Raw genomic sequence first — 24925 nt, 5'->3', positions numbered from 1 at the left:
CGCTGTTGCGGTTGGCCTCTCACAGATCTTCGGCGTCAACGATCTCGTAGGCGTAGCCCTGCTCCGCCAGAAAGCGCTGCCGGTGCGCCGCAAAGTCCTGGTCCACAGTGTCCCGCGCCACCACCGTGTAGAAGTGCGCCTGCCGCCCATCCTCCTTGGGTCGCACAATCCGCCCCAGGCGCTGCGCCTCCTCCTGCCGTGACCCGAAGCTCCCGGAAACCTGCACCGCCACGGTGGCCCCGGGCAGATCAATAGAAAAGTTCGCCACCTTAGAAACCACCAGGGTTGGCACCTCCCCAGCCCGGAAAGCCTCATAGAGCCGCTGCCGCTCACGCACCGTCGTCGACCCAGTAAGCACCGGCGCCCCCAACTCCTGGCCGAGCTCCTCTAGCTGGTCCACGTACTGCCCAATCACCAGTGTTGGTTCACCCGCGTGCCGCGCCAGCAGCTGGCGCACCACCGCATTCTTGGCGGGGCTGGCAGCGGCCAGGCGGTAGCGGTCTTCCGCCTCAGCGGTCGCGTAAGTCATGCGCTCGCCCGCGCTCAGGGTCAGGCGCACCTCCGTACATAGTGCAGGGGCAATCCAGCCCTGGTGCTCCAGGTCCTTCCAGGGGGCGTCATAGCGCTTAGGTCCGATCAAGCTGAAGACCTCGTCCTCCCGCCCATCCTCACGCACCAGTGTGGCGGTCAGCCCCAGGCGACGGCGGGCCTGCAGGTCTGCGGTCATGCGGAAGATTGGGGCGGGCAGCAGGTGCACCTCGTCGTAAACGATCAGGCCCCAGTCATATGCGTCAAACAGATCCAGGTGCGGGTAGCTGCCCTTCCGTTTGGTGGTCAGCACCTGGTAGGTGGCGATGGTGACCGGCCGGACTTCCTTGCGTGACCCCGAATACTCGCCGATCTCCTCTGCTGTCAGACTGGTGAAGCGCATGAGCTCTTCCTTCCACTGGCGTGCAGAGACGGCGTTGGTCACCAGGATCAGGGTGGTGGTGGAGGAGCGGGCCATGGTTGCCGCTCCCACCAGGGTCTTGCCTGCCCCACAGGGCAATACGACGACGCCGCTGCCGCCTGCCCAGAAGGCATCTACTGCCTCCTGCTGGTAGGGGCGCAGGGCGAAGGCTCCCGGCTCTCCGGCAGCTGCAGCCTTGGACGCAGCGCGTAGGGCGATGGGGTGGGCTTCACCGTCGACGTAGCCGGCTAGATCTTCCGCCGGCCAACCCAGCTTGATGAGCACTTGTTTGAGGTGCCCGCGTTCAGAGGGGTGGACGACGACGTCGGCCTCTCCCAGGCGCTCACCGAGCAGGCCAGCGGTGCGTTTGGAACGGGTGACCTCTGTCAGTACGGCCTGGTCGGTGGCGTGCAAGACCAGGCCGTGGGCGGGGTCAGAGAGCAGTTGGAGGCGCCCGTAGCGGCTCATGGTCTCGGCGATTTCCGTGAGCAGGGAGTGGGGCACGGGGAAGCGCGAGTAGGTGATGAGGGTGTGCACCACCGTTTCCGCATCCAGCCCGGCGGCCCGCGCATTCCACAAGGCCAGCGGCGTAATGCGGTAAGTGTGCATATGTTCAGGGGCCCGCTCCAGTTCTGCGAAGGGAGCGATGGCCCGGCGGGCGTCAGCGGCAGCCGGGTGGGCGGCCTCCAGGAGAACCGTGCGGTCAGATTGGACGATCAGCGGGCCGTTAGGGGCGGATGGCGTAGAGGAGCCTGGCGTGGTGGGCATGGGGCGAGTATCGCAGTCAGCGTTCTAGAACAGACGCCCCACCTTGGGGTGGTGAGTGGGCCGGGGGCGAGGCAGTGGGCTCGTCTGGTATGGCTGCTAGCTAAGACCCGAACGGCCTCGGATTGCTTGACCCGCCAGGGGCTGATGGCTACTCTATGGTATGTCGGACGTTATAAACTATGCGTCCGGCCTATGACCCCCACCTATTATGTGGGGGTCGCTATATTTTGTGGGAGATATGGCTGTGGAACGGTTTGCCCTGCTTGTCGATGCTGGTTATTTCTGGGCCGCAGGTGGAATGGCGCTCGCTGGGCAGAGTCTCCAACGTCACCGGCTACGTATGCGTAACCCCGCCAAGGCTGTTTCTGACCTCGTGGAAGAGGCAAGAGAATGTGGCGATGCGGTGTCCTTGCTGCGCACATATTGGTATGACGCTATTAGGGGGAATGAGGTCTCTGGGGGCCTGGCTGAGCTGGCTGCTCTCCCCTCGCTCAAACTGCGCCTCGGTGCTCTTAACGGCGCTGGTCAGCAGAAAGGTGTGGATTCCCTTATCGTCACCGACCTCATTGAGCTGGCGAGGAATCGGGCAGTTTCCGATATCGTGCTGATGTCGGGGGATGAGGATATTCGTGTCGGCGTGCAACTCGCGCAGACCTACGGTTTGCGAATCCACCTGCTGGGGATAGGGGATCTCCGCACGAACTCTAGCCGTACCTTGCAGCAGGAAGCCGACACTGTTGTCACACTCAGTCCGGAGTGGTTAGAAACACATCTCGAGGTCGTCCAGACCGAGCCAGGTCAAGACCCCCATATTCTTTCCTCGGGTCGTACGAGTGCGCACAGGGTTGAACTGGAGGCTGTTGACGGCGAGTCTCTCGGGGAGACGGCCTTGCGGGTTACTGAGTGCGTTATTAGTTCTATGGATGAGCGTGACCGGGAGCAACTTCTGTCCCAGATAGATTTTGGCGGCAGTATTCCGAGAACTATTGACGGACTGTTGATTGGTTCTGTTAGTCGCTTACAAGGGAATTCACGCCTTACGCCGGACCAGTTGCGTGCTGTAAGAAGCACCTTCAAGTCTGCGCTCCGGGGATGAAACAGGGTAGGTAATCAGGTTCATCTATCGCGTGCAGCTCTTCTGGGGCGGTGTGGGCGGGGCTGGACAGCCGCAGTACGTTGGGAGGATGCGCGATCCGAAGCCTGAGCTAGCCGCCACCCCAGCTGGCACCAGCCAAACGCTCGCTAACAACCCCTGCTCCGCGGCGACGACGGCGGACCTGGCCGCACAGCTGACCGCCCTCGCAGACGCGGAAATGCTTGGCTTCCTCCGGCAGCGCCCGGACCTGGTGACCCCGCCCGCCTCCTCCATCACCGCACTGGCAGCTCGGGCCGCCGGGCACACCAGCGTGGAACTGGCCCTAGCGCGCCTGGACGGTCCCACCCTCGCCGTCGCCCAACAGGTGGTGGCCACGGCGCCACAAACGGCGCCAGCCACCAAAACTCCCCCCGCTCAGCCCCAGGCCCCACTGCGTGCCGCCCAACTTGCCACCCATATCTCCCAGCACCTGGGGCTAGAGGTCTCCGCCGTCGCAGCTTGCCTAGCCCGCTTGGAGCATCTTGCCTTGCTGGTGGGCGGCGCCCCCGTGACCGGTCTGGTCGAGCTCCTCGCACCTCGCGCGGGCGCGCCCGCCCCCTACCCCGTGGCGCCACCCTCACCCAAGGAGCTAGAGCAACTCCCAACAGACGTCGTCGCCGCCGAATCCACCCGCCACGCTGAAGAAGCCGTCCGCCTAGTCGCAGCCCTGCTGACCGAGTGGGGATGGGAAGGTGGCGCGATCCTGCGCAATGGAGGAGTGGGCGTGCGCACCTTGACCCGCACCGCCCAAGCTCTAGGCATCGACCAAGCCACCACCGCCACCATAAGCGAGCTGGCCGCCGCAGCGGGACTGCTCGGCCTAGATGAAGAGGGCACCAGCTGGGTGCCCTCAAGCACCGCCTACACCTGGGCGCGCGCCACCCTGCCCGAACGCTGGGCCCAGCTCGCTGCCGCCTGGGCATCCAGCCTGCGCACCCCCTGGCTAGTCGGCTCGCGCGGCGACGACGGCACCCTGCGCGCCGCCCTGCATGACGACCTCGAAGCCACCTGGGCTAGAGCCCTGCGCCGCCGCCTCTTGCAGCTATTCACCACCCTGCCTGAGGGGGCTTCCGCCACTCCCACATGGGTGCGCGCGGCCCTGACCTTCGCCCGGCCCCGCCGCCCCGCACCCAAGGGGGCGGTCACTGCTGTGCTCGCGGAGGCGGAGTTGCTGGGGCTCACTGGCGCCGGTGCTCCGTCCCGCGCTGGCTTGGCGCTCGCGGCTGTGACACTGCAGGTGGCGGGCGGCGGTCCGGCCAGCGCGACTGACCCCAGCCCGCTGGGTGCCACCCCGCCTGATGAATTATCTGACCTGATGCTCGCCCCGCTGGAGACGGCCCTAGAAGCGGATTTGCCGACGCCGGTGTCCCTGCTGCTGCTCCAGTCCGATCTGACAGCTGTGGTCCCCGGCCGCCCGACTCCCGTCTTAGCTGAACTGTTGGAGCAGGCCAGTGCAGTGGAGTCGCGCGGCTTTGCCTTGACGGTGCGTTTCACCCCGGAATCGGTGCGCGCCGCCCTAGATGCTGGGCACAGCGCAGAGTCTTTGCTGTCCGCCTTGGCTGCTTTCAGCCCCACCCCCTTGCCCAGCGCCCTGGAGGTGCTGGTGCGTGACGTGCAGCGCCACCACGGCGGGGTGCGAGTGCGCCAGGTTGCCGCCGTGCTGCAGGTCCCGGATCTGGCGGTTGCGGCGGGGCTGGTGGCAGATAGTCGCCTGGCGGCACTCGGCTTGGCTGAGCTGGCGCCAGGGGTATTGGCTGCCACGGCCTCGCCTGGCCAAGTGCTGCGCGAATTGCGGGCAGCAGGTCTGGCGCCGGTGCTGGAGGACGCCCAGGGGCAGGTGCTGCTGGGGGAGCCCGGCCAGCAAGGACGACGTCGTAGCGCCCCGGCACCGCAGCGTCCCGGTGGGGCGCCCTTCACTCGACGCCGGGCAGCTTCCGACCGGGAGCTGGCGGTGCTGGTACGACGTCTGCGTGCGGGGGAGGAGGAGCGGGCCCGCAGTGGGGCCCCAGCCGGGGAGGCTACGGATCCGGTGCATGCGCTCGCACTGTTGCGCCAAGCGCAGGCCGCACGCACACCGGTGCGGCTAGTGGTGGCGGACCCAGTTGGGGGCACGCAGGAGCGCCGCGTGCGGGTGCTGGCGGTGGACGCAGGGCGGGTGCGCCTGGCGGACTTGACCCGGGAAACGGAGTTGACGGTGGCGGTGCACCGGATCGTATCCGTCCGTCCGCAGTGAGCTGCGCGATGGCGGCTTTGGCGTCGCCCCCTACACTGAGCGGGTGACTGACACCGCCACGCAGACTCCACCCCCCACTGCCGCTGACCTAGTCAACGCGCGTCCCGCGAGCGAGCGTATTGCGCGCCCAGGCTCCCTGCCCACCCCCGTGGAGCGCGCGGCTGCCGCCAAGGACAAGACCCTGACCTCGGCCGCCGCCATAGAGCTGGCCCGCCAGGCCCTGGGGGAGATCACCGAGCCCTTGTCTGTGGGGCTCTTTGCCGCCTCCAAGGCGCAGGCGGAGCGCCTGATCACTCACCTATTCGAATGCAACCTTGCTGGCTACCGCGGCTGGCGTTGGGCCGTCACCATGAGCCGCCCGCCGCGCAGCCGCACCGCCACCATCTGTGAGATGGAGCTACTGCCTGGCGAGGATGCCCTGCTGGCCCCCGCCTGGGTGCCGTGGGCCGACCGCCTGCAGCCGGGCGACGTCAGCCGCTCCGACCGTTTGCCTAAGCGGGAAACTGATGAACGGCTAGAGCCTGGTTGGGAGGCCACCGGGGAGGACGCCGACGCCCTGGCCCTAGATGTGCTGGACCTCGGTCGCCCCCGCGTGCTCAGCCCTGAGGGCATTCAGCGGGCCGCCCAACGCTGGTACGACGGTGAGCACGGCCCCGACGCTGACGGAGTCCGCAGAGCTCATGCCACCTGCTCCACCTGCGGCTTCTTCATGCCACTGAGCGGGCCGATGCGCAATGTCTTTGGGGTCTGCGCCAACGAATGGGCGGCCGACGACGGCACAGTGGTCTCCCTAGATCACGGCTGCGGCGCCCATTCGGAGACTGACCTGCCGGACCAGGGCCCAGAGTGGCCGGTGACGCCGTCGCGCCTGGACGAGACGGAAATGGTGCCGGTGGCTACTGATGGCCTGGCTCTGCGTGAGGGCGTGCCTCTGGCGGAATTGCAGGCAGCCGAGGCGGCGGAGGCTGCCAAAGCCGCTGCGGAGAGCGAGGCCGAGCAGCTGGAGGAGACCGCGTCTGTCGCTGCTGAGGCCGCTGAGCTCCCCTCCCCGGAGCAGCTTGCGGTCCCCACCAAGTCCGCCAAGGTTGACGTGCCTACCGCCGTGACTCCTGACGAGGCCTCGACTGTGGTTATTACGGCTACCACCACCCCCACCGACCCGGCGGCCGCTGCCTGCGCTGCGCCCGCTGAGCCCACTGAGCCCACGACGTCCGCCGCGCCCCCAGCTGAACCTGCTGCCCCGCCACGCCTGGAACTGGATCTCCCAGAGCCAGTCGCCGCGGCCCCGCGCAAACGACGCCGTCGTGCTGCCAAACTGGATGACCAGGACACCGCTAAGGCCCTCGCCGACCTAGAGTCCTCCCTGCCCTCCCGCTGAGCCCCTCGCGTTTCAGGTGCGTCACAGGCGATCTGCCAAGATCAGGTGACGTGAGTACCACCTCCCCATCCAGCACAGCCAGGGCCGAGGCCCCCACCTCCGCCCTGGACCGGTTCTTCCACATCTCGGAGCGCGGCTCCACCATTGCCCGTGAAGTTCGCGGTGGCCTAGTCACCTTCTTCACGATGGCGTACATCCTGGTTCTCAACCCGCTGATCCTCTCCACCCCGCACGACGGCGTCACCCCGCTGGGCACCACGGCCCAGATCGCCGCAGGCACCGCCTTCATTGCCGCCGTCATGACGATCCTCATGGGGGTCGTCGCCAATTACCCGATGGCTTTGGCCGCCGGCCTGGGCATCAACGCGATGGTTGCCTACACGATCGCCGGCACCAAGGGCATGACCTACGCCGATGCCATGGGTCTGATCGTCATCGAGGGCGTCATCATCCTCCTGCTGGTCCTCACCGGCTTCCGTGAGGCGGTTTTCCGGGCGGTCCCGGCCTACCTCAAGACGGCGATCTCCGTGGGTATCGGCCTGTTCATCGCCCTGATCGGCCTAGTGGACGCCAAGGTGGTGCGCCCCGGCGGCACACCCTTGGAACTGGGCCTGGGAGGCAGCCTGCAGGGCTGGCCGGTGCTCGTATTCCTCCTGGGCCTATTCCTGATCCTGGTGCTGCATGTGCGCAAGGTGAAGGGCGCGATCCTAATCGGCATCGTCTCCTCGACTATTTTGGCGGCCATCATTGAGGCAGTGGCTCACCTAGGGGCTTTCAACGACAACCCGGAGCGTGGCGCCCTCAACCTGACTGGCTGGTCCCTGTCGGTGCCTGCGCTTAAGGGTTCCCCGGTGGAGTTGCCAAGCCTGGCCACCCTGGGCCACTTCAACCTGCTGGGCTCCATTGAGAAGGTCGGGATCGTCTCCGTGGTCCTGCTGGTCTTCTCCCTGCTGTTGGCAGACTTCTTTGACACGATGGGCACGATGGTGGCGATCGGCTCTGAGGGTGACCTGCTGGACGAGGGCGGCAACCCGCCTAAGACCCGTGAAATCCTGGTGGTTGACTCCCTGGCGGCAATTGCCGGTGGTGCTGGCGGCGTCTCCTCCAACACCTCCTATATCGAGTCCGCTGCGGGCGTCGGTGAGGGGGCGCGCACGGGCCTGGCCTCGGTGGTTACGGGCCTGCTGTTCCTGGCGAGCATGTTCATTGCTCCGGTGGTCTCGATGGTCCCCTACGAGGCAGCTACCCCCGCCCTGGTAGTGGTGGGTTTCCTGATGATGACGCAGGTGACAGAGATCGACTGGAAGGCCCCAGAGGTGGCCCTGCCCGCCTTCATCACCATCATCATGATGCCCTTCTCCTACTCGATCACTAACGGCATCGGTGCGGGCTTCGTGTCTTACCTGGTGATTCAGGTGGCGCGCGGCAAGATCAAAGCCATTCACCCGCTTATGTGGGTGGCCTCGCTGATGTTCGTCGTCTACTTCACGCTGACGCCGATTAAGGCGATCTTGGGTATCGGCTGACGCTCAACTAACGGCGGTCTGCCGCCTCATTCCTGTTGCCGACGGCGTCGGCGCCGCGGTCCAGTGGTCTGCTCCCAGAGCTCTCGATCCCTGAGTACTGCGACGCCGACGCCGTCACTAGGTATATGGTCCTAGGAGGGGCGGTGGCTCATGAGGAGGCAGGGAGTGGTCAAAGCGCTGCGGAGCACTTTCGAGTCACTGGCGATCCGTAACTACCGCATTTGGTTCCTGGCGGCGCTCGTGACCAACACCGGGACTTGGATGCAGCGCGTGGCTCAGGACTGGCTGGTCTTGAGAATCCTGACCAATGACTCCGCTTCCGCCACGGGCCTGACCACGGCCATACAGTTCCTCCCGACGGTTTTTCTATCCGCGCACGCAGGCCTGGTGGCGGACCGGATGGACGCCCGCAAGTTCCTGATGTTTACGCAGACCTCCATGGGACTGGTCTCTGCGGTCCTGGCTTTGGACGTACTGCTCGGTCACGCCCAGCTCTGGCATGTCTATCTGGCAGCGGCGCTTACGGGGGCCGCAGCCGCCTACGACTCCCCAGCTCGCCAGATCTTCGTTGCGCGCATGGTGCCGCCGGAAAACCTCAGCAACGCCGTCGGCTTGAACTCTGCTTCCTTCAACGCTGCTCGTCTCCTCGGCCCAGCAGCGGCGGGCATAGCAATTGCCTGGGTGGGGCCAGGCTGGGTGTTCCTGGTCAACGCCCTGACTTTTCTGTTCCCCACTATGGCTCTGGTGGCCATGCGTGTGGCGGAGCTGCAGAACATCCCGCGAGCGCCGCGCGCCAAAGGCCAGATTCGTGCGGGCTTCGCATATGTCTGCCACCGCCGGGATCTGCTGATGATTATTGGAATCGCCTTTGTGGTCTCCATGCTGACCCTGAACTATCAGTTGACTATGGCAGCTATGGTCCGCAGCGTCTTTGACTTGCAATCGGAGGCTTACGGCACGGTCTCCTCGATTTTTGCGGTCGGTTCACTGGCGGGCGCGCTGGTGGCGGCACGACGCAAGCACCCGCGCCTGCACACGGTAATCATTGCGGCGGGTGTCTTGGGGGTGACCAGCTTGCTGCTGTCCCTGATGCCCACCTACTGGACTTTCGCCCTGATGACGATTCCCACCGGGCTGGCTGTCCTCACCCTTTTGACCACGGCTAACCAGACGGTTCAGTTGAGCACGGAGCCGGAGATGCGTGGCCGCGTGATGAGCCTGTACATGCTGGCTTTCCTAGGGGCGACTCCGCTAGGCGCCCCGTTGATCGGCTGGGTTAGTGATGTCTGGGGGCCACGCTTTGGCATTGCCGTAGGTGGCTGGGCGGCGTTGTTGGTAGCGCTGGCGGCAGGCTTGTGGACGCGTAAACACTGGCGCGCTGATGCGGCCTAAGCAGCTTTTCGTCCGTGAGTCGGCGCGGTTTGGGCCTCAGTTTTGCCGCCTCACCGTTATCCTGGGCGCGTCCTGGCAGGATTGCCGGGACCGGGCTGGCACAGGCGTCCGTTGCAGGCGGCGTAGGAGTAAGGGGAATCCCGGATGAGCGAGCTGATTGACACCACTGAGATGTATCTCAAAACCGTCTATGAGCTTGAGGAGGATGGTGTTCCTCCTTTGCGCGCCAGGATTGTTGAGCGCCTGGATCACTCGGGCCCCACCGTCTCCCAGACGGTTTCCCGCATGGAGCGTGACGGTCTGATCCGGGTGGGTGAAGGCCGGGCCCTGGAACTCACCGAGGAGGGGCGCCGCAAAGCCGTTGAGGTGATCCGCAAGCATCGCCTTGCTGAAAGGCTCTTGCTGGATGTCATTGGCCTGGACCGCAGCCTGATTCACGAAGAGGCTTGCCGCTGGGAGCATGTGATGAGTGAACAGGTGGAGGACCGCCTGACCGAGCTCCTGGGCACGGTGCAAACCGATCCCTTTGGCAACACCATCCCCGAGCGCGACCAAATCCGCCCGCGTCCGGCTGCTTCTGAAATCTCTGCAGATCGGGCGGCGCGTGAGGGTGAGGTCACGGCCAAGGTGAAGCGGGTCGGCGAGCCAATTCAGGCCGACGCTGAGCTGATTAAGCAGGTGGAGCGTGCCGGGGTGATTCGGGGCGCTGAGGTCACGGTGCGGCCTACTGGCCAGGGCGTGCAGATCACCGCTGCCGACGGCGCCCAGGTGGTGCTGCCTGCTGACGTGGCGCGCCACGTGTTCTTGGCTCGCTGAGCCTGCTGAAACCAGCCTTCCCGCCCTGGCTTGTCCTGTTGTTGAGACAGGCTGCACGGATTTGCGGTGCAGTTGGGTGACTGTTCGTCGTCTGCTCGCGGAGTCGGCAGTGCTATCGCGCTTGTGCTGGTATTCCAAGGGGAACTGGCTGCGGGGTGGCAAGAAATCGGATCGGTATCCAGGTGCATCCCAGTAGTTATGTGGTGTGCGCCACTGCGATGTGGGTGACTACGCGATGACAAAGCCCCTGCATCCCAGGTAGGTTGCAGTTATTCGTTTGTCGGACCTCGAGTCGGCAGAATCTGCTAAGGAGTGAGAGATGACCGCTACGACAAAGGCACGCCACCGCAAGGCGACACGGGCTCTGACGCCCCTGTCGGAGGTCGCACCCTCCACTCGCCTGGGCCTCGCCGTCGCAGCCACCTCCGGACTGGCCATTGCGATGGTTGGCTCTGGTGCCGCCGTCGCCGCATCGACGGCTACTGAGGTAGGTGAGTCCGCCGGGTCTCTGGAGGCTGGAATTGGCGCACTTGCTGCCCCGGCTCGTGAGGCCGTAGCCACCAACGAGGCCATTACCGTTGCTGCTGACGCCCAGTGGCAGGGTCCTGCTGCTGCCGAGGTTGCCGCCGAGGCTCCGCCCGCACCGCAGCCCAAGGCTGAAGAGCCCAAGGAAGAGACCAAGACCGAGTCCACCACCGAGCGTGCGACCGCCGCTTCCGAGAGCTCGTCCAACCGTCGTCAGGCTTCGCGCCAGTCCAACTCCTCCCAGTCGGAGTCCACCCCGGCGCCCTCCAAGTCCAGCCAGGAGATTCCAGCCTCCGCCGCTGGAAGCAATATCGTGGCGATTGCCTCCCAGTACCTCGGCGTTCCCTATGTCTACGGTGGCACCTCTCCCTCCGGCTTCGACTGCTCCGGTCTGGTGCAGTACGTCTACCGTCAGGCGGGCATCTCCCTGCCGCGTACCTCTTATGCGCAGGGCGCCGCTGGTACCCGCGTCTCCGCCGCCCAGGCCCAGCCGGGTGACATCGTCTACTACGGCTACCACGTCGGCATTTACATCGGCAACGGCAAGATGATTCACGCCCCCCGCCCGGGTGACGTCGTCAAGGTTGCTGCTGTATACGACTCCCCGAGCTACATCCGCATCGGCTGAGCCAACTGAGTCTTCTCACGGGGGCGGTCACCACCACGGTGACCGCCCCCGCGTTTTGCTGTGGGCCGCCGACCGGGCAAATTAGCTGCTAAGTATGTGGCCCGGAAGCCTACACGCTAGAGTGAGACCTGCGGCACAATGTGCATATAGGTTCTCTAGGACCAGGAGGTTTGCTGCTATGGCTGAAGACAAGGTTGTGCTCGTTGGGGTTGACGGCTCACCAGAGTCCCTCGAGGCGGTTGACTGGGCGGTAGCCCGGGCCGCTAAGGCAGGCTGGCGGGTGCACCTCTTGTGTGCCTACTCGCTGCCCTCCTTCACCACGGCCTCACTCGACGGCGGATACGCCGCACTGGATGACACCGCCATTCGCAACGGCGCCCAGAGCGTCATTGATGAAGCAGTCAAACACACCGCTGGGTCCGGGGTGAAGGTCACTTCCTCCTTGGAGACCGGTGACCCCGCCGGGGTGCTGGTGGACCTATCGGATGAGGCGGCACTTGCCGTGGTGGGTACCCGCGGCGGCGGCGGTTTTGCCGACCGCCTGCTGGGGGCGGTTTCTGCGGCCCTGCCCGCCCACTCGCACTGTCCGACAGTGGTGGTGCCCCGCCATGTGGAGGGGGCCGAGTTCACGCCGGTGAGGCGGATCGTCGTCGGTGTGGATGGCTCTGATTCTGCGCGCAAGGCCTTGGCCTGGGCGGTTGCGGAGGCTGAGGCCTGGGATGCCGAGCTGACGGTGGTAGCCGCGGTGCCACTGGCCTCCGGCACTGGTGCACTGGCCTGGCTGCCCGCCGCTATCGACCGCGAGCAAGTGCTTGCTGATGTGCGTGATGGCCTAGACCACGCCGTGCAGAAGGCCTTGGAAGGGCATCCGAAGGTGAAGGTGCGCAAGCATGCGCTGGACGGCAACCCGGCTGAGTTGATGGCGGAGTTCTCGACGGCGGTGGACCTGGTGGTGGTGGGTTCGCGTGGCCGCGGTGGCTTTGCTGGACTGCTGCTGGGCTCCACCAGCCAGGCGGTGCTCTCGCACGCGGTTTGCCCAGTGATGGTGGTGCCGAGCCGTGGCAAGGACGGCGCTGCTGCGGGTCGGGTCCAGATGCCCTGGGGGCGGGCCTGATTCCTAGAGCTCGCACCGAGGCATCTGAAGGTGGGTCTCAGCGGCGGCGTGGCGCTGGTACGCTGCTGCCCAGGCCCTCGTAGCTCAGGGGATAGAGCACCGCTCTCCTAAAGCGGGTGTCGGACGTTCGAATCGTCTCGGGGGCACCAACCGGCTGGGGCTGGCGTACGCGCTGGCCCCAGCGGTCTCTCCGGGACCTATCCAGGGCGTTCAGCAGGGCGCTTTTGCCCACGAGTACCGCTGAGCGGGAGTGCCGTGCCAGCAACTGCGCCTCCTTCCGCCGAGCCTGCGGACAATAAGGCCCCAATCCCGATATGTTGTTGGTATGACGCCTCCTCCCTCCGCCTTTGACCGGCTGCGACGCGCGCTGTCTACCCGGACAGGTGACCCAGAGGCACCCAACCAGGCCACCGAATCCGATACCTCCGCCGAGAGTCAGCCGGAGTCCACCGCTGCGGCCTCTGTAGCGTCGGCGGCCAATGGGCGGGCCACTGGGGCCGACGGCGTCGCCTCCGCTGACTCAGCCAGTTCAGCTAGCGGCGCCAGTGGCTCCAGTGCCTCCAGCCCAGCGAGCGTCAGCAGCGCCGCCAGCCCCAGCAGTGCCGCTAGCTCCGCCCGCAGCAGCTTGGCGTCGGCATACGAGCCGGAGACCAGCAGCACCCGCCTGGAACGGATTGACACCGCCCTGGAACGCTGGCGCGACGAACTGCTGGACCTCGGCGGCGTCGCTGCCGCCTCAGATATCACCATGCTGGACGAGGGGGTAGTGGACCTAACCGCCGCCCACCCCTCCGGCCTGGCCCAGCTCTACGCCGGCCGTGCCACTCACCTGTCCTCCCTGGTGCGCGAGCGTTCCGCTCTCCTGGCCGCTCGCCAGTCCTTGCGCGAAGTGGCGGCCCGCACCCAGGACCTGGCCCGGCAGTTCGGCGTCGCCCCCGTTTACCTGGCCGTGGGCGTGGCCACCTGGACCCAGACCGGCCCCACCGAGGGTGCTGCGCAGTCCAGTTCTGCTCGCCCTTCTTTTGCCCGGTCAGGCAGCGACGCGCGAGTGGAGACCATCAACGCCCCCGTGCTGCTGCGCCCCGTGCGCCTGACTGGCGCCACTGGCGACGCCATGCTGGCCCTAGACCCGTCCGTAGAGGTCAACCCGCTGCTGGTAAAAGCCCTGCGCGCCCACGGCTGTGACGTTGATGTGGCCGCCATCGCCCACGCTGCCGTTTCTGAGGTGGGTTTCACGCCTAGGGCCGCTTTGACCCGGCTGGCTTCCCTGGGCCGCGAATACCTCCCCGCCTTCGATCAGCATGAGCGGCTGGTGGTGGGGGCATTCGTCCACCCCGGCCAGGCCCTGATTGAGGATTTCGACGCCGTGCGCGAGCGCTGCCGCGCCTCCGCCCTGGTGGCTGCCCTGGCAGGCGACGGCGCCGCTTGCCAGGCCCTGGATGTCAAACTCCCCGACCCGGAACCACGCGACCGCTTCCCCGAAGACGAGCGTGGAGCCGGGGACCTGGAGACCCAGGAGCTTGACGCCGTCGAGGCCGTGGGCTCGGGTGCCTCCCTGCTGCTGGATGCCCCACCGGGATCAGACGTGCCCACCGCCCTAGCCGCGGTGATCGCCGACGCCGCTGGCTCGGGCCGCACCGTGTTGCACGTGCCCGCCAGCTGCGCGGACGGCCACGCCGTCGCCGACCGCCTGCGGGAGCTGGGCTTGGGGGAGCTGGTTGTGGACCTCACGGAGGACCCGGCCTGGCGCCGTCACGCCGCTGAGGCCATCAAAGAGGGCCTGGGAGTGCGCCCCCCTCAGGTGGACACAGAGGAGATCGTGGAGCTGCGCGAGCGGTTGGTTACCGTCCGCTCCCGCCTGCAGCGCTACGTCGGTGCGTTGCACGCCAGCCGTGCCCCCTGGGGTGTTTCCGCTTTTGAGGCCCTGCAAAAGCTCGCGGAGATGACCTCCTCACGCACCCGTGCCCGCACCACCGCGCGCATTGTCCCCGGCCGTCTGGAACAGCTCGACGCCGCTGGCCTGGCTCGTGCCCGCAAGGTCTTGGAACGCGCGCACTCCCTGGGCATGCTGGTGCCCCGCACGCAGCCTTCCGCTTGGACATCCCTGGCAGTCACGGACCTGGACGAGGTCACGGATACCCTGGCAGTACTGCGGCGCCTCAGTGAGGAGCTGCTGCCCACCGTCAGTGAGCATGTGGAGAAGTGCTCCCGCTCCACCGGCATGACCCGTGCGCAGTCCTTGCGTCAGTGGCGCGAACAGCTTGAGGTGCTAGACGGCGTCCGCGAGTCCCTGGATATCTTCCGGCCGCAAATATTTGAACGCTCCGCCGCCGATATGGTGATTGCTACCGCCACCCGCCAGTGGCGCGAGGAGCACGACGTGGAGATGAACGCCAACACCCGGCGTCGTTTCCAACGGCAGGCCCGCGAGTGGGTGCGCCCCGGGCGCGTGGTGGGGGACCTGCACGCCGAGTTAGTGCAGGTACAGCGCCGCCGGGAGATTTGGCGCCGTTACACCCCGGAGGGCGGCTGGCCTAGCCTGCCTTCCAGCCTGGACGAGATGGCGGCCACGGCCAAAGAGACTCTTAGCCAGTTGGACCAGGTGCAGGTCCTGCTGGATCGCACCCCCGGCACTCCCAAGCTCATTGACCTGACGCTGGATGACCTGCGCGAACAGGTCGGCACCCTGGCGGCCCAGGACAATGAGGCCGTGCGCGTGCCTGAGCTCAACAAGGTCATGGCGGATATTGCGGAACTTGGCCTGGGCCCCCTGGTAGATGACCTGGCCGCACGCTCCGCGCAGGCCGACCAGCTGGAACTGGAGCTCACCTACTGCTGGTGGTCTTCAGTGCTGGCTCAGGCTCTACGCGACGACCCAGATATGGGGGGCCTGGACGCGGCTGCTTTGGCTGCTCTGGCCAAGTCCTTGCGCGAGTTGGACGCGGCTCAATCGGAGTCCTTGTCTGTGCCAGTAGCTCAGGCGCACGCCCGCCGAGTCCGCAGCCAGGTGGATGAGCATCTGGAGCAGGCCCGGGCCCTGTTCACCAACCTGGCCCGGGAGGAGGGCGCCGACCTGAGTGAGGTGATCGAGCGCTACCCGCTGGCGCTAGTTGCCAAGCCGGTCTGGATTGTTCCGCCGATGCTGGTGCCGCAGGTTTTCTCCGCCAATGCTCTGCTGGACTTGGCGGTGCTGGATGCCTCCGTGTCCATCCCCGTGGCGCAGGTGTTGCCGGCCTTTGTGCGGGCTGAGCAGGTGCTGGTGGTTGGCGATCCGCGCCGGGCGGAGTCTGGTCTGGCGGCCGAGCTGGGCCCACTGTTGCCCAAGGTCACCCTGCCCACCACTCGCCATGCTTTTGACCCGATGATTGCTGCCTTCTTGGCGGCCAATGACTATCAGGGCACCATTGAGGCCGTGCCCACGCCTCCGGGGGCTCAGTCCCTGAGCTTGGAGTTGGTGGATGGGCGCGGCGCCGCTGCCCCCGGTGAGGTGGCGGTGGAGACGGTGGCCGCTGAGGTCAACCGGGTGGTGGACCTAGTCATTGAGCACGTGTTGAGCACGCCGGAGTTGTCTTTGGCGGTTATTGCGCTCAACACTCGGCACGCGGATGCGATCCGCCAGGCGATTATGCAGGAGCTCAGTGGTTCCCCGGCTCTGGAGCGTTTCTTCAGCGACCATGGCGCGGAGCCATTTGTGGTGGTGGATCTCAACGAGTGCCGTTCTTTGCGTCGTGACCGGATCATTTTGAGTGTTGGCTATGCCAAGACCGTGCACGGCCGCACGATTCACCGCTTTGGGCGAGTAGCGCAGAAGGGCGGCATGGTGGCCCTGGTGGAGGCGCTGTGTGCCGCGCGCGAGCGCACCTTGGTGGTCTCTTGCCTGCGCGCCGTCGACCTGGACCCGAGCCGTCTTACCGCAGCTGGTTCGCGCCTCCTGCGTGAGCTGCTGGAACAGGCCGAGGGCGGTGTGGATGATGACACTGCCGACGGCGTCGCCCCCGATCCGCTCCTGGTTGATCTGGCTGAGCACCTGTGGCGTCGGGGTCTGACCGTGCGTCCCCGCTATGGCCTTGAGGGTGGGGCGCGGATTCCGCTGGCGATCGGTCACCCAGATTTCCCAGGCGAGTTGTTTGTGGCGGTGTTGACCGACAACGCGGCCTATGTGGCGGAGCCGAGTCTGCGGCGTCGTGACCGGCACTGGGTGGAGCGCCTAGAGCGGCGCGGTTGGCTGGTGCATATGGCCTTCTCCGCCGGGGTGTTTGTGGACCCGGAGGCTGAGGCGCGTCGCGTGGAGCAGCTGGTGGAGTCGGTTATCCGTGCCCGCCGCGCGCCCGCTCCGCCGCCGCAGGCCGCTATCCCGCAGGAAGTGGCGGATATGGTGCCGGTGGAGCCAGTTGAGGACGTAGCGGAGGCGGTGGAGACGGAGCCCGTTCACTCGGAGGCTTCTGCAAGCACCGCCGACGCACCCGAGACTGCCTCCAGCACCGCCAGCGCACCGAGTGACACGACGGCGGAGGCGGCGCCAGCGGAGCCCCAGCGCGTGAAGCGGCCCCCAATTGCGGCTGGTTTGCCATTGCAGGCCTACTCCGATGATCAGCTTGATGACTTGGTGGCTTGGATTCGTTCCGACGGCGTCGCTCGCGATGAGTCGGAGGAGATTGAGGAATTGCGCGCCACCTTGGCGTTGCGCCGCCGTGGGGCGAGCGTTGACGCAGTGCTGTCTAACGCCGTGCGGCGCGGACGCTGAACGCCGTGGTGGCCAGAGGCCCGGGTGAGGGCGCCGGGGGCGGCTCGGTGCGGCGCCGACGCCGCGTGGTGGCGCTGTCACCACAGGATGCCGAGCTGGTTTCTCGCGGTGAGCCGACGCAGGAACAGGCTGAGGAGCGGCGACGCCGGGGCCTGGATGCGCTGGCGGAGGCGCAGGAGCGCGGCGGTGGCGTACTAGGCGAAGATGGCAGTGGTGCTAATGGCTGGGCGCACGGGCAGCAGGCCAATGACGCGCGTTTATTGGCTGAGGTGCCGCCACATTGGCAGTGAGCGCTGACGCGCGAGCAGCGGGCGCTGAAATATGACTGGAATACGAAGGGCCCCGCCGACCAGTTGGTCGGCGGGGCCCTTACTTGGCTAGGCAGCTGTCAGAAGGGGATCACTGAAAAACAGTGGCGCCTTCCGATTTGATTCAGCGGGCCAGGGAGTCGCGGATCTCGGTGAGGAGCTTGACCTCGTCGGAGGGCTCGGCGGGAGCGTCCTCCTTGCCCTGCTTCTGAGCGGCCTTCAGCTTGTTCATGGGAACAACCAGGAAGAAGTAGAGGGCGAAAGCAACGAGCAGGAAGTTGACCAGGGCGGTGATAATCGCGCCGGGCAGAACCTCGGCGCCATTCACGCTGAACTTGCCGACCGAGTCGAAGTTAGGCTGCCCGAAGATGCCACCGATAAGCGGGTTGATGACCTTCTCTACCAGAGCGTCAACGATGGTCTTGAAGGCGGCACCGATGATGACACCGACGGCAAGGTCGATGGCATTGCCCTGAGAGATGAATTCCTTGAAACCCTTGATCATGAGTTGCCTTTCGGTCTGGCGACCTGTTGCGGACGCATCAGGGTGCGCCGGAGAGGATGAGGAAAGCCGGAGTCTTCCCGGCCCACGGCTTCAATGACTCAGCATGATGCTGAGCGCCTTGTCTGAGGCCGCGCCTACTACAAGGCTAGCGTCCTGTTTCGGTACGGCAAGACTGATTAGTGTGATACTCGTCCCCTCTTTCCATATTCCTTCCTCAGTTTTGCGGCGTGTGCTAACCACTCGCAGGTCATGTCCGACCACCTTTGGAGTTACCTCTCCCATTTGCCCATTTCTGCATGGCGCTACCACGTCTACCCGCGCTCCAGGGGTGGCTAGTTCCGCGCCAATTGCAACCGGAACTTCAATTAGACGTTCATCTTCGCTGAGGTCTGTGGCCGCGCTTCCGCTAGTCATTGAAGTGGTGAGCACGGTGCCTTCTTCTAGGCTGATTGCGGCACGCTGACCAATTACTGCCTCATCCGCCAGACCTGCAGCAGGCAGCGCTGATTCAGGAATATTGCTGCGTTTTAGCGCGGACGAGTCAATGCTTTGGCCCGCTTCTAGGCGGTGCGCCACCACCAGCACGCTGCTGCCACCGCTGTTCGCTGCAGTAAACCGCGGCACTAGCAAAATCACGGCGGTGGCCAGACAGGCGGCCAGAATCAGGTGGCGGTGCCGGCCCCAAAATAGGCGACGTCGTAGGCCGCCGCGCGTCCGCTCAGTGCTGTGGCGCTCGGGGGCTTGTCGGTGGCGGGAGCGGGTGTCGCTGGATTTAGGAGCCATGAATCAAGGCTGCTGCGCCGCAGGGCGTCGATGCGCGTAGCCAAAGAGGTCGGCCAACTAGGAAGCGCGGCTGCCAGCTGTGGAGCGCGGCTTTAGGCGGGAAATACCCCGCTCAGGCCCCGTTGGTTCCGTGCAGCTTGAAGCTAGAGCCCTGCAGCAGGAACCAAGACTCAGCGGTGATAACCGCATCCACGCGGTTGTCGTGCGCTTCTACCGGCACGGGTGTACGCACCAGTTCTTCAGGGTGCACCACGCCAAAGACGGTGGCCTCTGGGGCTACCAGCGGAAGCATCCGGTCATACCAGCCCCCGCCTTGGCCTAAGCGGTTGCCGTTTGGATCAATCGCCAGGGCGGGCACCAGCACCGCCTCAGCCAGGGCGATGGTCTCTGCCTCCAGAGGCTCGCCGCTGGGCTCCGGGGGGCGGCGGGGGGCCCGCTCTGCTAGATCATCTACGCCTTTGAACCAGCCCCAAGCGCGCGACAACCGGGGCCCAAGTACCGGCAGTAGCACCTGAACCCCTTGCTCGTGCAGCCGCTCCAGTAGGAGCCGAGTGCAGGGTTCGCTTCCGGTGGAGACGTAGCAGGCCACTGTCTGCTTGGTTCCGATGGCCTCCAGCGCGTGCTCGGTTAGGGCCTCGCAGGCGAGGTTGTGGCCTCGGCTGGGGTGGGGGTGGTGGCTCCGGCGGTGTTCGCGCAGCACCTGGCGGAGGCGTTCTTTAGCATCCACTTTCTCCAGCCAGGAAGTGTCGGGTAGTGCAGGAGCGACGGTCATGTTCTGATTGTGGCAGGTGCGTGGGCACTTGGCTGGTCGCTGGGACCGGTAGCGCTACCCAGGCAGTGTTACCGGCGCCGAGCCGGACGCTGGGGGGGGGTGCTTCCATCGGTCTCAAGATGCTTGTTTCTTAGCGTGCGGGTAGCCTGGGCGCAGTTCGATGCAGAGGAGCGCAATGAGAAGTGTCGCCGAGCACCTGACGGCCTGCCTGGAGATTGCTCAGGCTGCAGACCCGCTGGACGTGCCGCTTCCCGACGCCGTCGGTTGTGTGCTGGCGGAGGACGTCGTCGCCGCCGCGGATATGCCGGAGTTGGACTTGGCGGGGCAGGACGGTTACGCCGTTTGTGCGGCCGACGTGGCGCAGCTGGGGGCAGGCCGCTATTTGGAGGTGCAGGACGCGGTGCGGGCAGGTGACGTCCGGCCTGTGACTCTGGTCAAGAATGCCGCCGTGCTGATTGACTCCGGCGCCCCTTTGCCGCGCGGTGCCGACGCCGTCGTGCCGTGGCAGGATACGGATCGCGGCACTTCCCAGGTGCGTATCGACCAGGTGCCGACGGCGGGACAGAACCTTCGTCCGCGTGCCGGTGAACTGGCCTCAGGGCAGACCGTTCTCAAATGTGGGGCGCGGCTGAGCGCTCGGCAGGTGGGTTTGCTGGCAGCCATGGGTCTGGCGCGGGTGCGGGTGCACCCGGCGCCGCGCGTGGTGGTGATCTCCATTGGCGATGAGCTAGTGGAGCCTGGCACGCGCAGGCCGCTCGGGGACGTGTATGACGCCAACGGTCATGCCCTGGCCTCGGCAGTGCGTGATGCTGGTGGCCGCGCCTTCCGCGTAGCTCCGGTGCCCGATGACGTGCGGGCCCTAACCGAATGCATTGAGGACCAGTTGGTGCGCGCCGATGTCATCATCACCAGCGGCGGCCTCTCGGTGGGGCAGAGTGACACTGTTAAGTCCGTGCTGGCGCCACTGGGAACCGTCAGGTTTGACCAGGTGCAGATGTCCCCGGGACGCCAACTTGGTTTGGGCACGGTGGGGGATGGCACCCCGATTTTCTGTCTTCCGGGTGAGCCAGCTGCTGCTTTGATCGCCTACGAGGCTTTTGTACGTCCGGTGCTGCGGCAGATGGCCGGTTGGGCGGGGCTGCACCGCTCCTCGGTGCCAGCTGTGGTCAGCCAGGGCTGGGAGTCCCCCCGGGGCTTGCGGCAGTTTTTGCCGGTGCGGGTGGCTGGTTCTCCGACGGCGGGCTACCAGGCTGAGCCTATGGGTACGGGGTTGCTGGCCTTGGCGCGCGCTAATGCGCTGGCGGTGGTGCCAGAAGAGGGGGCGGTGGTAACTGCCGGGACCACCTTGGCCTGTTTGCTGTTGGATTCCTGACGCCATGACGGGATGGCTGGCGCGGATGCTGGCGGAGCCACGCTTTGAGTGGCCGGTGGTGTTGACGGAGCTTAGCCTGGAGGAGCGCGGTCTGTGCCGGGGGATCGCGGTGGTCCGCCTGCGTCCGCTGCGCCTGGGGGACGCTGCGGCCTGGCGGTCCCTGCGGGTGGCGGAGGAAGCTCGCTTAGCCCAGTGGGATGCGACTTTGCCGCCGGGCAGTGGCGAGGGCAACTTGTCCTTTAGCGCTTATGTGCGTGATCTACGCCGTCAGGCCCGCGATGGCACGGCTATGCCTTTTGTGATCGAGGTGGATGGGGACTTTGCGGGGCAGGTTTCGGTGGAGCCGATCGTGTGGAGTTCCATGCGGTCAGCGACCCTGGGCTACTGGTTGGGCTCGCGCTGGGAGGGGCGCGGCGTCATGACTTTGTGTGTGGCCATGCTGCTGGACCACCTGTTGGGGCCGGAGGTTGGCTTGCACCGGGTGGAGGTGAATATCCGGCCGGAGAATGGGCCCAGCCTGGCGGTGGTGCGCAAGCTGAGGTTGCGCGAGGAAGGTACCCGGCTGCGGTACATGCATGTGGCTGGCCGCTGGGCGGATCATCGTTCTTTTGCGGCGACGGCGGAGGAGGTCGGCGCTGGGTATGTGCAGCGCTTGGAGCGGGCGGTGGTACCGCTGGAGGGTGGCGAGCCACAACCCAACTGATGCGCATGTGACTGGTGTGACGTGAGTGCGCTTTTGGGTCGCATGTGAGTTTACGGTTGTGATTCCAAAGCAAATCGCGCGCGTGCGTTCGGCGTGCCGACCTGGTTGCATGGGCGCTGGGCCATACGGTTTTCCATGTGGGGATCGAGATTTGGGTGCTGGTTGTGCTCGCCGCGGTCCTCTCCCTGTACATGCTGCCCACCCTGGTTGGACGCCGCGAGATGATGGGGAGTTCCCGCTCGGAGGACAGGTACTCAGCGCAGCTGAGGATCTTGGCCACGGGGACCCCAGAGTCGGATGAGGTCTGCTCAGCTGGAGGCGGGCACGCGCAGATCTTTGAGAGCCGACCGGAGGTGAGGGTGTTGGACAGGCCTGCTGTTAGGAGCGTCCGCTCGCTTCGTATGGAACGAGAGCTGGAACAGGCTCGCGCCACCCACCTTGCCAACCGGGTTCGGCGACGCCGGGCCGCCGAGCGCCGCGCCCTGGTGGTGCTGGCGCTGCTGGGAGCTTCCTTGGTGATGCTCCTAGTGGTGGCTTTTACCAAACTGCCTTGGTGGGATGGCTTATTCGCCCCCGCGGTGACGGTGGTGGCTTTTGCCTATGGTCGGTGGGCTACCCAGTTGGATAAGGCTGGTAATCAGCGGGAGTTGCGCAAGATCGCAGCTATGCGCCGCCAGCTTCGTTCAGTTTCGGGTGCTGAGGGGGCTCGCCGCCTGGCTGCCGACTCTGAGCGCGCTCGGCGCGCAGCTGCACCGAGCCGCTCTGCCCACTCTGCGCGCTCGGCTGGGTCGGCGCGCTCTAGCGCGTCTGCACTCTCTGCTCGTTCTGCCGTGTCGACGCCGTCGGCAGCCTCTCCTGCGACGCCGGCGGCTATGCGCGAGGCGGCGGAACTTGTGACGAGCGCGGCTGCGGTCCAGCAGGAAGCTGCCCCAGTGACGCAGTTGCCGACTGCTTCACGAGTGGCTGAGGTGGCTGAGTTTGTGCCCGCGAAGCCGGTGGCGCGCGAGGTGTCTGTTGCGAAGCGGCGGGTTGCGCCGCCTGAGGTGGAACTCGCTCCCACCACGCCCCCGCAGGGGTGGAGCCCGGTGAATGTGCCTGCGCCTACCTACACCTTGGCTGGGCGTGCTCCCCGCCGGAAGGTGGTCGACGCTGGGGTTGAGGCGGTGGCTGACCTGTCGGTGCGTACGCCGCTGCGCCCTAAGGCGGTGCGCTCCTTCAGTCTTGATGGGATTGAGGCGGAAGAGCACACCTTCCACCCCATCGACCTCGACGCTGTGCTGGCACGCCGTCGGGCTGTGGGGGAGTAAGGCAGGCGCCGGGGTGGTGTCGTGCTTCACCGGGGCTTGACTTGCGGGCATGGTTGGCCGGAGTGCTAACATCGGTGCGCACAAGGGGCTATGGCGCAGTTGGTAGCGCGTCTCGTTCGCAATGAGAAGGTCAGGGGTTCGAATCCCCTTAGCTCCACCACTAGGACGCTCATTTTGATACAAAGTGAGCGTCCTTTTTGTTTTGCCCGAACGGATGGCGTTTTAGCTTGTCAGGGGCGGTTTCTGGGGGTAGGTGGTTGCCTGGTGGGTGTAGGGGACGGCAGCTCGGGGTGCTCCCGGTGGCGAATCCGGAGCGAGGAGGTGGATCGAGGTACCTCGACCCCGAGGGCGTCTAAATGTATGGGGCTCCGTCAAATTGTTTGGGGCATGATGTCAAAAGGGCTCTTCGTAATTAAGGGTGCAGCTTGCGTTTGAGGCCCCCAGCCTCTAAGAGACATCGCGCGATGTAGTTCGTGAGATTCCGGAACCCTAGGGCTGAGCCGCGTAGGTGCTCCAGTCGTCCGTTGATAGCCTCGGTGGGGCCGTTGCTGGTGTGCGGGCGATCAAAGTACGCCAGGATATCGCCCAAGCGGCGCTTGAGGAATCGCCCTAGACGTGCGACCTCGACGAGCGGTGTCGGCACGTTGTTCGTGATCGTCTCCACGAGGTTGACCATGGCATATTTGCCCAGGTCACGGTTGTCACAGTGGTATGCCTGCCGCACACGTTGATACACACTCCATGTGGCATGCACTTCAACGTGCTTGTCATCGGCGAACAGTAGGTTGAGCCGCTCGCGTTGCCGATCGGTGAGCAAGTCCGCCCCGGTTAAGAGCGTACGGCGTGCCCCATACAACGGATCGCCCGATTTGCCGCGGTGACCACATGTTTCCTGCTGTACCCGCTGCCGACACGTAGTCAGTGCCTGGATTGCGGTGTGCACGACGTGGTACGGGTCCATCACCGTGGCCGCGTGGGGTAGTTCTTGGTTGGCAGCACTCTTAAAGCCTGTGAAGCCATCCATGGCAACGACCTCTATGTTGTCCCGCCACTGTGGTGGACGGGCAGCCAGCCACCCCGAGAAAGCATGTTTGGATCTACCAGGCACCACATCAAGCAAACGTGCAGTCCCCTCGCCTGTACGCACGGGTGTCAGGTCGATGATGACCGTCACATATCGGTTTCCGGTGGGGTGTGTCGCCACACGTGCTCGTCAACGCCGATAACGCGTACACCATCGAACCTGTTGGGGGTCGTCAAACAGTACGCGACGGCCTTCATCGAGCACGGCTGTGTTCACGGTGTGCCATGCGACCTGTAGTTTCGCTGCGCACCGCGAGATTGTCATGTGATCTGAGCCGATCGTCACCAGCGCCCACCGGATAGCGGCGTAGGTGAGCTTGCTGCGTGGTGGCGCGGCCCTGTTGAGATCATCGCGCCAGGTTGTTTCGCATGCGGGGCAGCGGTAACGGCGGATGACGACGTGCAGGATGGTAGGGCGGTGTCCCCAGGGAATGTGGGAGAGCTGCCTGGTGGTCGTACCCCCAGGATAGCCGCGAGTCCCGCACGCGGGGCAGCTCAACTGGATCACGACAGGCCGACACAACAAGCGGGCGGGCTGCTGGTTGTCTTCCACCTGTTGGCCGATGATGGCCAGACCGCACTGGTCGAGGTTGGTGAAGGTGGAAAGATCCGGGGTACGGAAGCTAGAGTAAGTCACGTCAGGGTCCTTACGTGATGGCTGTGTCGTTACTTCCATCGTGCCGGAGGGCCCTGACTTTTTCACATCACCCCGCAGCCCCTAGCACCCCTTGGTACACAGGCTCGGTCCCCGGCTTCACCGCGTGAGCGCGTCGCCCCGGAGGCACTCACTCCCCAAAAGATTGCGAAGAGCCAGCAAACTTGCACTCGAACCTAAACCTAGCTAAGCTCTGCGAGTGCCTCAAAATGAGACCTCGAGGCAAGCC

The 24925-nt window shown here is 65.6% G+C and carries 17 protein-coding genes, 2 tRNA genes and 1 pseudogene; 15 read left to right on the top strand and 5 right to left on the bottom strand.

Annotated features, from left to right (window positions below; genetic code table 11):
• Nucleotides 1-19: 19 nt before the first annotated feature.
• Nucleotides 20-1717, bottom strand: coding sequence for a DNA repair helicase XPB (locus DR039_RS09580; RefSeq protein ID WP_111837143.1), 1698 nt, complete (start codon nucleotides 1715-1717; stop codon nucleotides 20-22).
• A 244-nt stretch (nucleotides 1718-1961) separates the two neighbouring features.
• Between DR039_RS09580 and DR039_RS09575 the strand changes: the two genes are divergently transcribed.
• The 11 genes from DR039_RS09575 to DR039_RS09525 all read left to right on the top strand — a co-directional run bounded on the left by DR039_RS09575 (nucleotide 1962) and on the right by DR039_RS09525 (nucleotide 17498).
• The gene (locus DR039_RS09575; protein WP_197719044.1) at nucleotides 1962-2813 is read left to right on the top strand and encodes an NYN domain-containing protein; all 852 of its coding nucleotides are present in this window, start codon (nucleotides 1962-1964) and stop codon (nucleotides 2811-2813) included.
• Between the two features lie 88 nt (nucleotides 2814-2901).
• Nucleotides 2902-5085 (top strand): helicase-associated domain-containing protein, encoded by a 2184-nt coding sequence (locus DR039_RS09570; RefSeq protein ID WP_111837236.1) that lies wholly within the window; start codon nucleotides 2902-2904, stop codon nucleotides 5083-5085.
• A gap of 43 nt (nucleotides 5086-5128) precedes the next feature.
• On the top strand, nucleotides 5129-6463 hold the full coding sequence (locus DR039_RS09565) for a DUF3027 domain-containing protein (RefSeq protein WP_229116925.1): 1335 nt from the start codon (nucleotides 5129-5131) through the stop codon (nucleotides 6461-6463).
• Between the two features lie 50 nt (nucleotides 6464-6513).
• Nucleotides 6514-7989, top strand: a complete 1476-nt coding sequence (locus DR039_RS09560; protein ID WP_111837142.1) for an NCS2 family permease — start codon at nucleotides 6514-6516, stop codon at nucleotides 7987-7989.
• Nucleotides 7990-8139: 150 nt separating this feature from the next.
• Nucleotides 8140-9381: an MFS transporter gene (locus DR039_RS09555; protein WP_111837141.1), complete on the top strand. Its 1242-nt coding sequence runs from the start codon at nucleotides 8140-8142 to the stop codon at nucleotides 9379-9381.
• A 144-nt stretch (nucleotides 9382-9525) separates the two neighbouring features.
• Entirely contained in the window at nucleotides 9526-10197 is a 672-nt protein-coding gene (locus DR039_RS09550; protein ID WP_111837140.1) for a metal-dependent transcriptional regulator, read from the top strand.
• A 319-nt stretch (nucleotides 10198-10516) separates the two neighbouring features.
• Nucleotides 10517-11350 (top strand): C40 family peptidase, encoded by an 834-nt coding sequence (locus DR039_RS09545; protein ID WP_111837139.1) that lies wholly within the window; start codon nucleotides 10517-10519, stop codon nucleotides 11348-11350.
• 178 nt (nucleotides 11351-11528) lie between these two features.
• The gene (locus DR039_RS09540; RefSeq protein ID WP_111837138.1) at nucleotides 11529-12464 is read left to right on the top strand and encodes a universal stress protein; all 936 of its coding nucleotides are present in this window, start codon (nucleotides 11529-11531) and stop codon (nucleotides 12462-12464) included.
• Between the two features lie 73 nt (nucleotides 12465-12537).
• Nucleotides 12538-12613 (top strand) — tRNA-Arg (locus DR039_RS09535).
• A 176-nt stretch (nucleotides 12614-12789) separates the two neighbouring features.
• Entirely contained in the window at nucleotides 12790-17208 is a 4419-nt protein-coding gene (locus DR039_RS09530; protein ID WP_111837137.1) for a DNA helicase, read from the top strand.
• A 5-nt stretch (nucleotides 17209-17213) separates the two neighbouring features.
• Nucleotides 17214-17498, top strand: a complete 285-nt coding sequence (locus tag DR039_RS09525; protein ID WP_229116924.1) for a transcriptional regulator — start codon at nucleotides 17214-17216, stop codon at nucleotides 17496-17498.
• Nucleotides 17499-17640: 142 nt separating this feature from the next.
• On the opposite strand, the gene mscL is transcribed toward DR039_RS09525, so the two are convergent.
• The 3 genes from mscL to DR039_RS09510 all read right to left on the bottom strand — a co-directional run bounded on the left by mscL (nucleotide 17641) and on the right by DR039_RS09510 (nucleotide 19576).
• A complete protein-coding gene (gene mscL, locus DR039_RS09520; RefSeq protein ID WP_111837136.1) occupies nucleotides 17641-18021 on the bottom strand; it encodes a large conductance mechanosensitive channel protein MscL in 381 nt (126 codons plus the stop codon).
• Between the two features lie 90 nt (nucleotides 18022-18111).
• The gene (locus tag DR039_RS09515; protein WP_111837135.1) at nucleotides 18112-18804 is read right to left on the bottom strand and encodes an SAF domain-containing protein; all 693 of its coding nucleotides are present in this window, start codon (nucleotides 18802-18804) and stop codon (nucleotides 18112-18114) included.
• A gap of 112 nt (nucleotides 18805-18916) precedes the next feature.
• Nucleotides 18917-19576 (bottom strand): 5-formyltetrahydrofolate cyclo-ligase, encoded by a 660-nt coding sequence (locus tag DR039_RS09510; protein WP_111837134.1) that lies wholly within the window; start codon nucleotides 19574-19576, stop codon nucleotides 18917-18919.
• A gap of 175 nt (nucleotides 19577-19751) precedes the next feature.
• Here DR039_RS09510 and DR039_RS09505 point away from each other — a divergent pair, with 175 nt between their 5' ends.
• From DR039_RS09505 to DR039_RS09490, 4 genes are all read left to right on the top strand, one after another.
• Nucleotides 19752-20948, top strand: a complete 1197-nt coding sequence (locus DR039_RS09505) for a molybdopterin molybdotransferase MoeA (protein ID WP_111837133.1) — start codon at nucleotides 19752-19754, stop codon at nucleotides 20946-20948.
• 4 nt (nucleotides 20949-20952) lie between these two features.
• Nucleotides 20953-21651, top strand: a complete 699-nt coding sequence (locus DR039_RS09500) for a GNAT family N-acetyltransferase (RefSeq protein ID WP_111837132.1) — start codon at nucleotides 20953-20955, stop codon at nucleotides 21649-21651.
• A 137-nt stretch (nucleotides 21652-21788) separates the two neighbouring features.
• Nucleotides 21789-22958: a hypothetical protein gene (locus DR039_RS09495; protein ID WP_229116923.1), complete on the top strand. Its 1170-nt coding sequence runs from the start codon at nucleotides 21789-21791 to the stop codon at nucleotides 22956-22958.
• A gap of 84 nt (nucleotides 22959-23042) precedes the next feature.
• Nucleotides 23043-23118, top strand: a tRNA-Ala gene (locus tag DR039_RS09490).
• A gap of 252 nt (nucleotides 23119-23370) precedes the next feature.
• Here DR039_RS09490 and DR039_RS09485 read toward each other — a convergent pair.
• Nucleotides 23371-24717 (bottom strand): annotated as a pseudogene (locus DR039_RS09485) (ISL3 family transposase).
• Between the last annotated feature and the right edge of the window lie 208 nt (nucleotides 24718-24925).

The organism is Actinomyces bovis, from assembly GCF_900444995.1.
In the GTDB taxonomy this organism is placed as follows: domain Bacteria; phylum Actinomycetota; class Actinomycetes; order Actinomycetales; family Actinomycetaceae; genus Actinomyces; species Actinomyces bovis.
The sequence above is the reverse complement of the archived record's forward strand: the minus strand, read 5'-3'. Positions and strand labels throughout refer to the sequence as shown.

Bases quoted from the DNA above. Each gene is read 5' to 3' on its own strand.
- DR039_RS09550 (WP_111837140.1), top strand. From the start codon at position 9,526: ATGAGCGAGCTGATTGACACCACTGAGATGTATCTCAAAACCGTCTAT.
- DR039_RS09580 (WP_111837143.1), bottom strand. From the start codon at position 1,717: ATGCCCACCACGCCAGGCTCCTCTACGCCATCCGCCCCTAACGGCCCG.
- DR039_RS09500 (WP_111837132.1), top strand. From the start codon at position 20,953: ATGACGGGATGGCTGGCGCGGATGCTGGCGGAGCCACGCTTTGAGTGG.
- mscL (WP_111837136.1), bottom strand. From the start codon at position 18,021: ATGATCAAGGGTTTCAAGGAATTCATCTCTCAGGGCAATGCCATCGAC.
- DR039_RS09540 (WP_111837138.1), top strand. From the start codon at position 11,529: ATGGCTGAAGACAAGGTTGTGCTCGTTGGGGTTGACGGCTCACCAGAG.
- DR039_RS09505 (WP_111837133.1), top strand. From the start codon at position 19,752: ATGAGAAGTGTCGCCGAGCACCTGACGGCCTGCCTGGAGATTGCTCAG.
- DR039_RS09570 (WP_111837236.1), top strand. From the start codon at position 2,902: ATGCGCGATCCGAAGCCTGAGCTAGCCGCCACCCCAGCTGGCACCAGC.
- DR039_RS09545 (WP_111837139.1), top strand. From the start codon at position 10,517: ATGACCGCTACGACAAAGGCACGCCACCGCAAGGCGACACGGGCTCTG.
- DR039_RS09510 (WP_111837134.1), bottom strand. From the start codon at position 19,576: ATGACCGTCGCTCCTGCACTACCCGACACTTCCTGGCTGGAGAAAGTG.
- DR039_RS09555 (WP_111837141.1), top strand. From the start codon at position 8,140: ATGAGGAGGCAGGGAGTGGTCAAAGCGCTGCGGAGCACTTTCGAGTCA.
- DR039_RS09530 (WP_111837137.1), top strand. From the start codon at position 12,790: ATGACGCCTCCTCCCTCCGCCTTTGACCGGCTGCGACGCGCGCTGTCT.
- DR039_RS09515 (WP_111837135.1), bottom strand. From the start codon at position 18,804: ATGGCTCCTAAATCCAGCGACACCCGCTCCCGCCACCGACAAGCCCCC.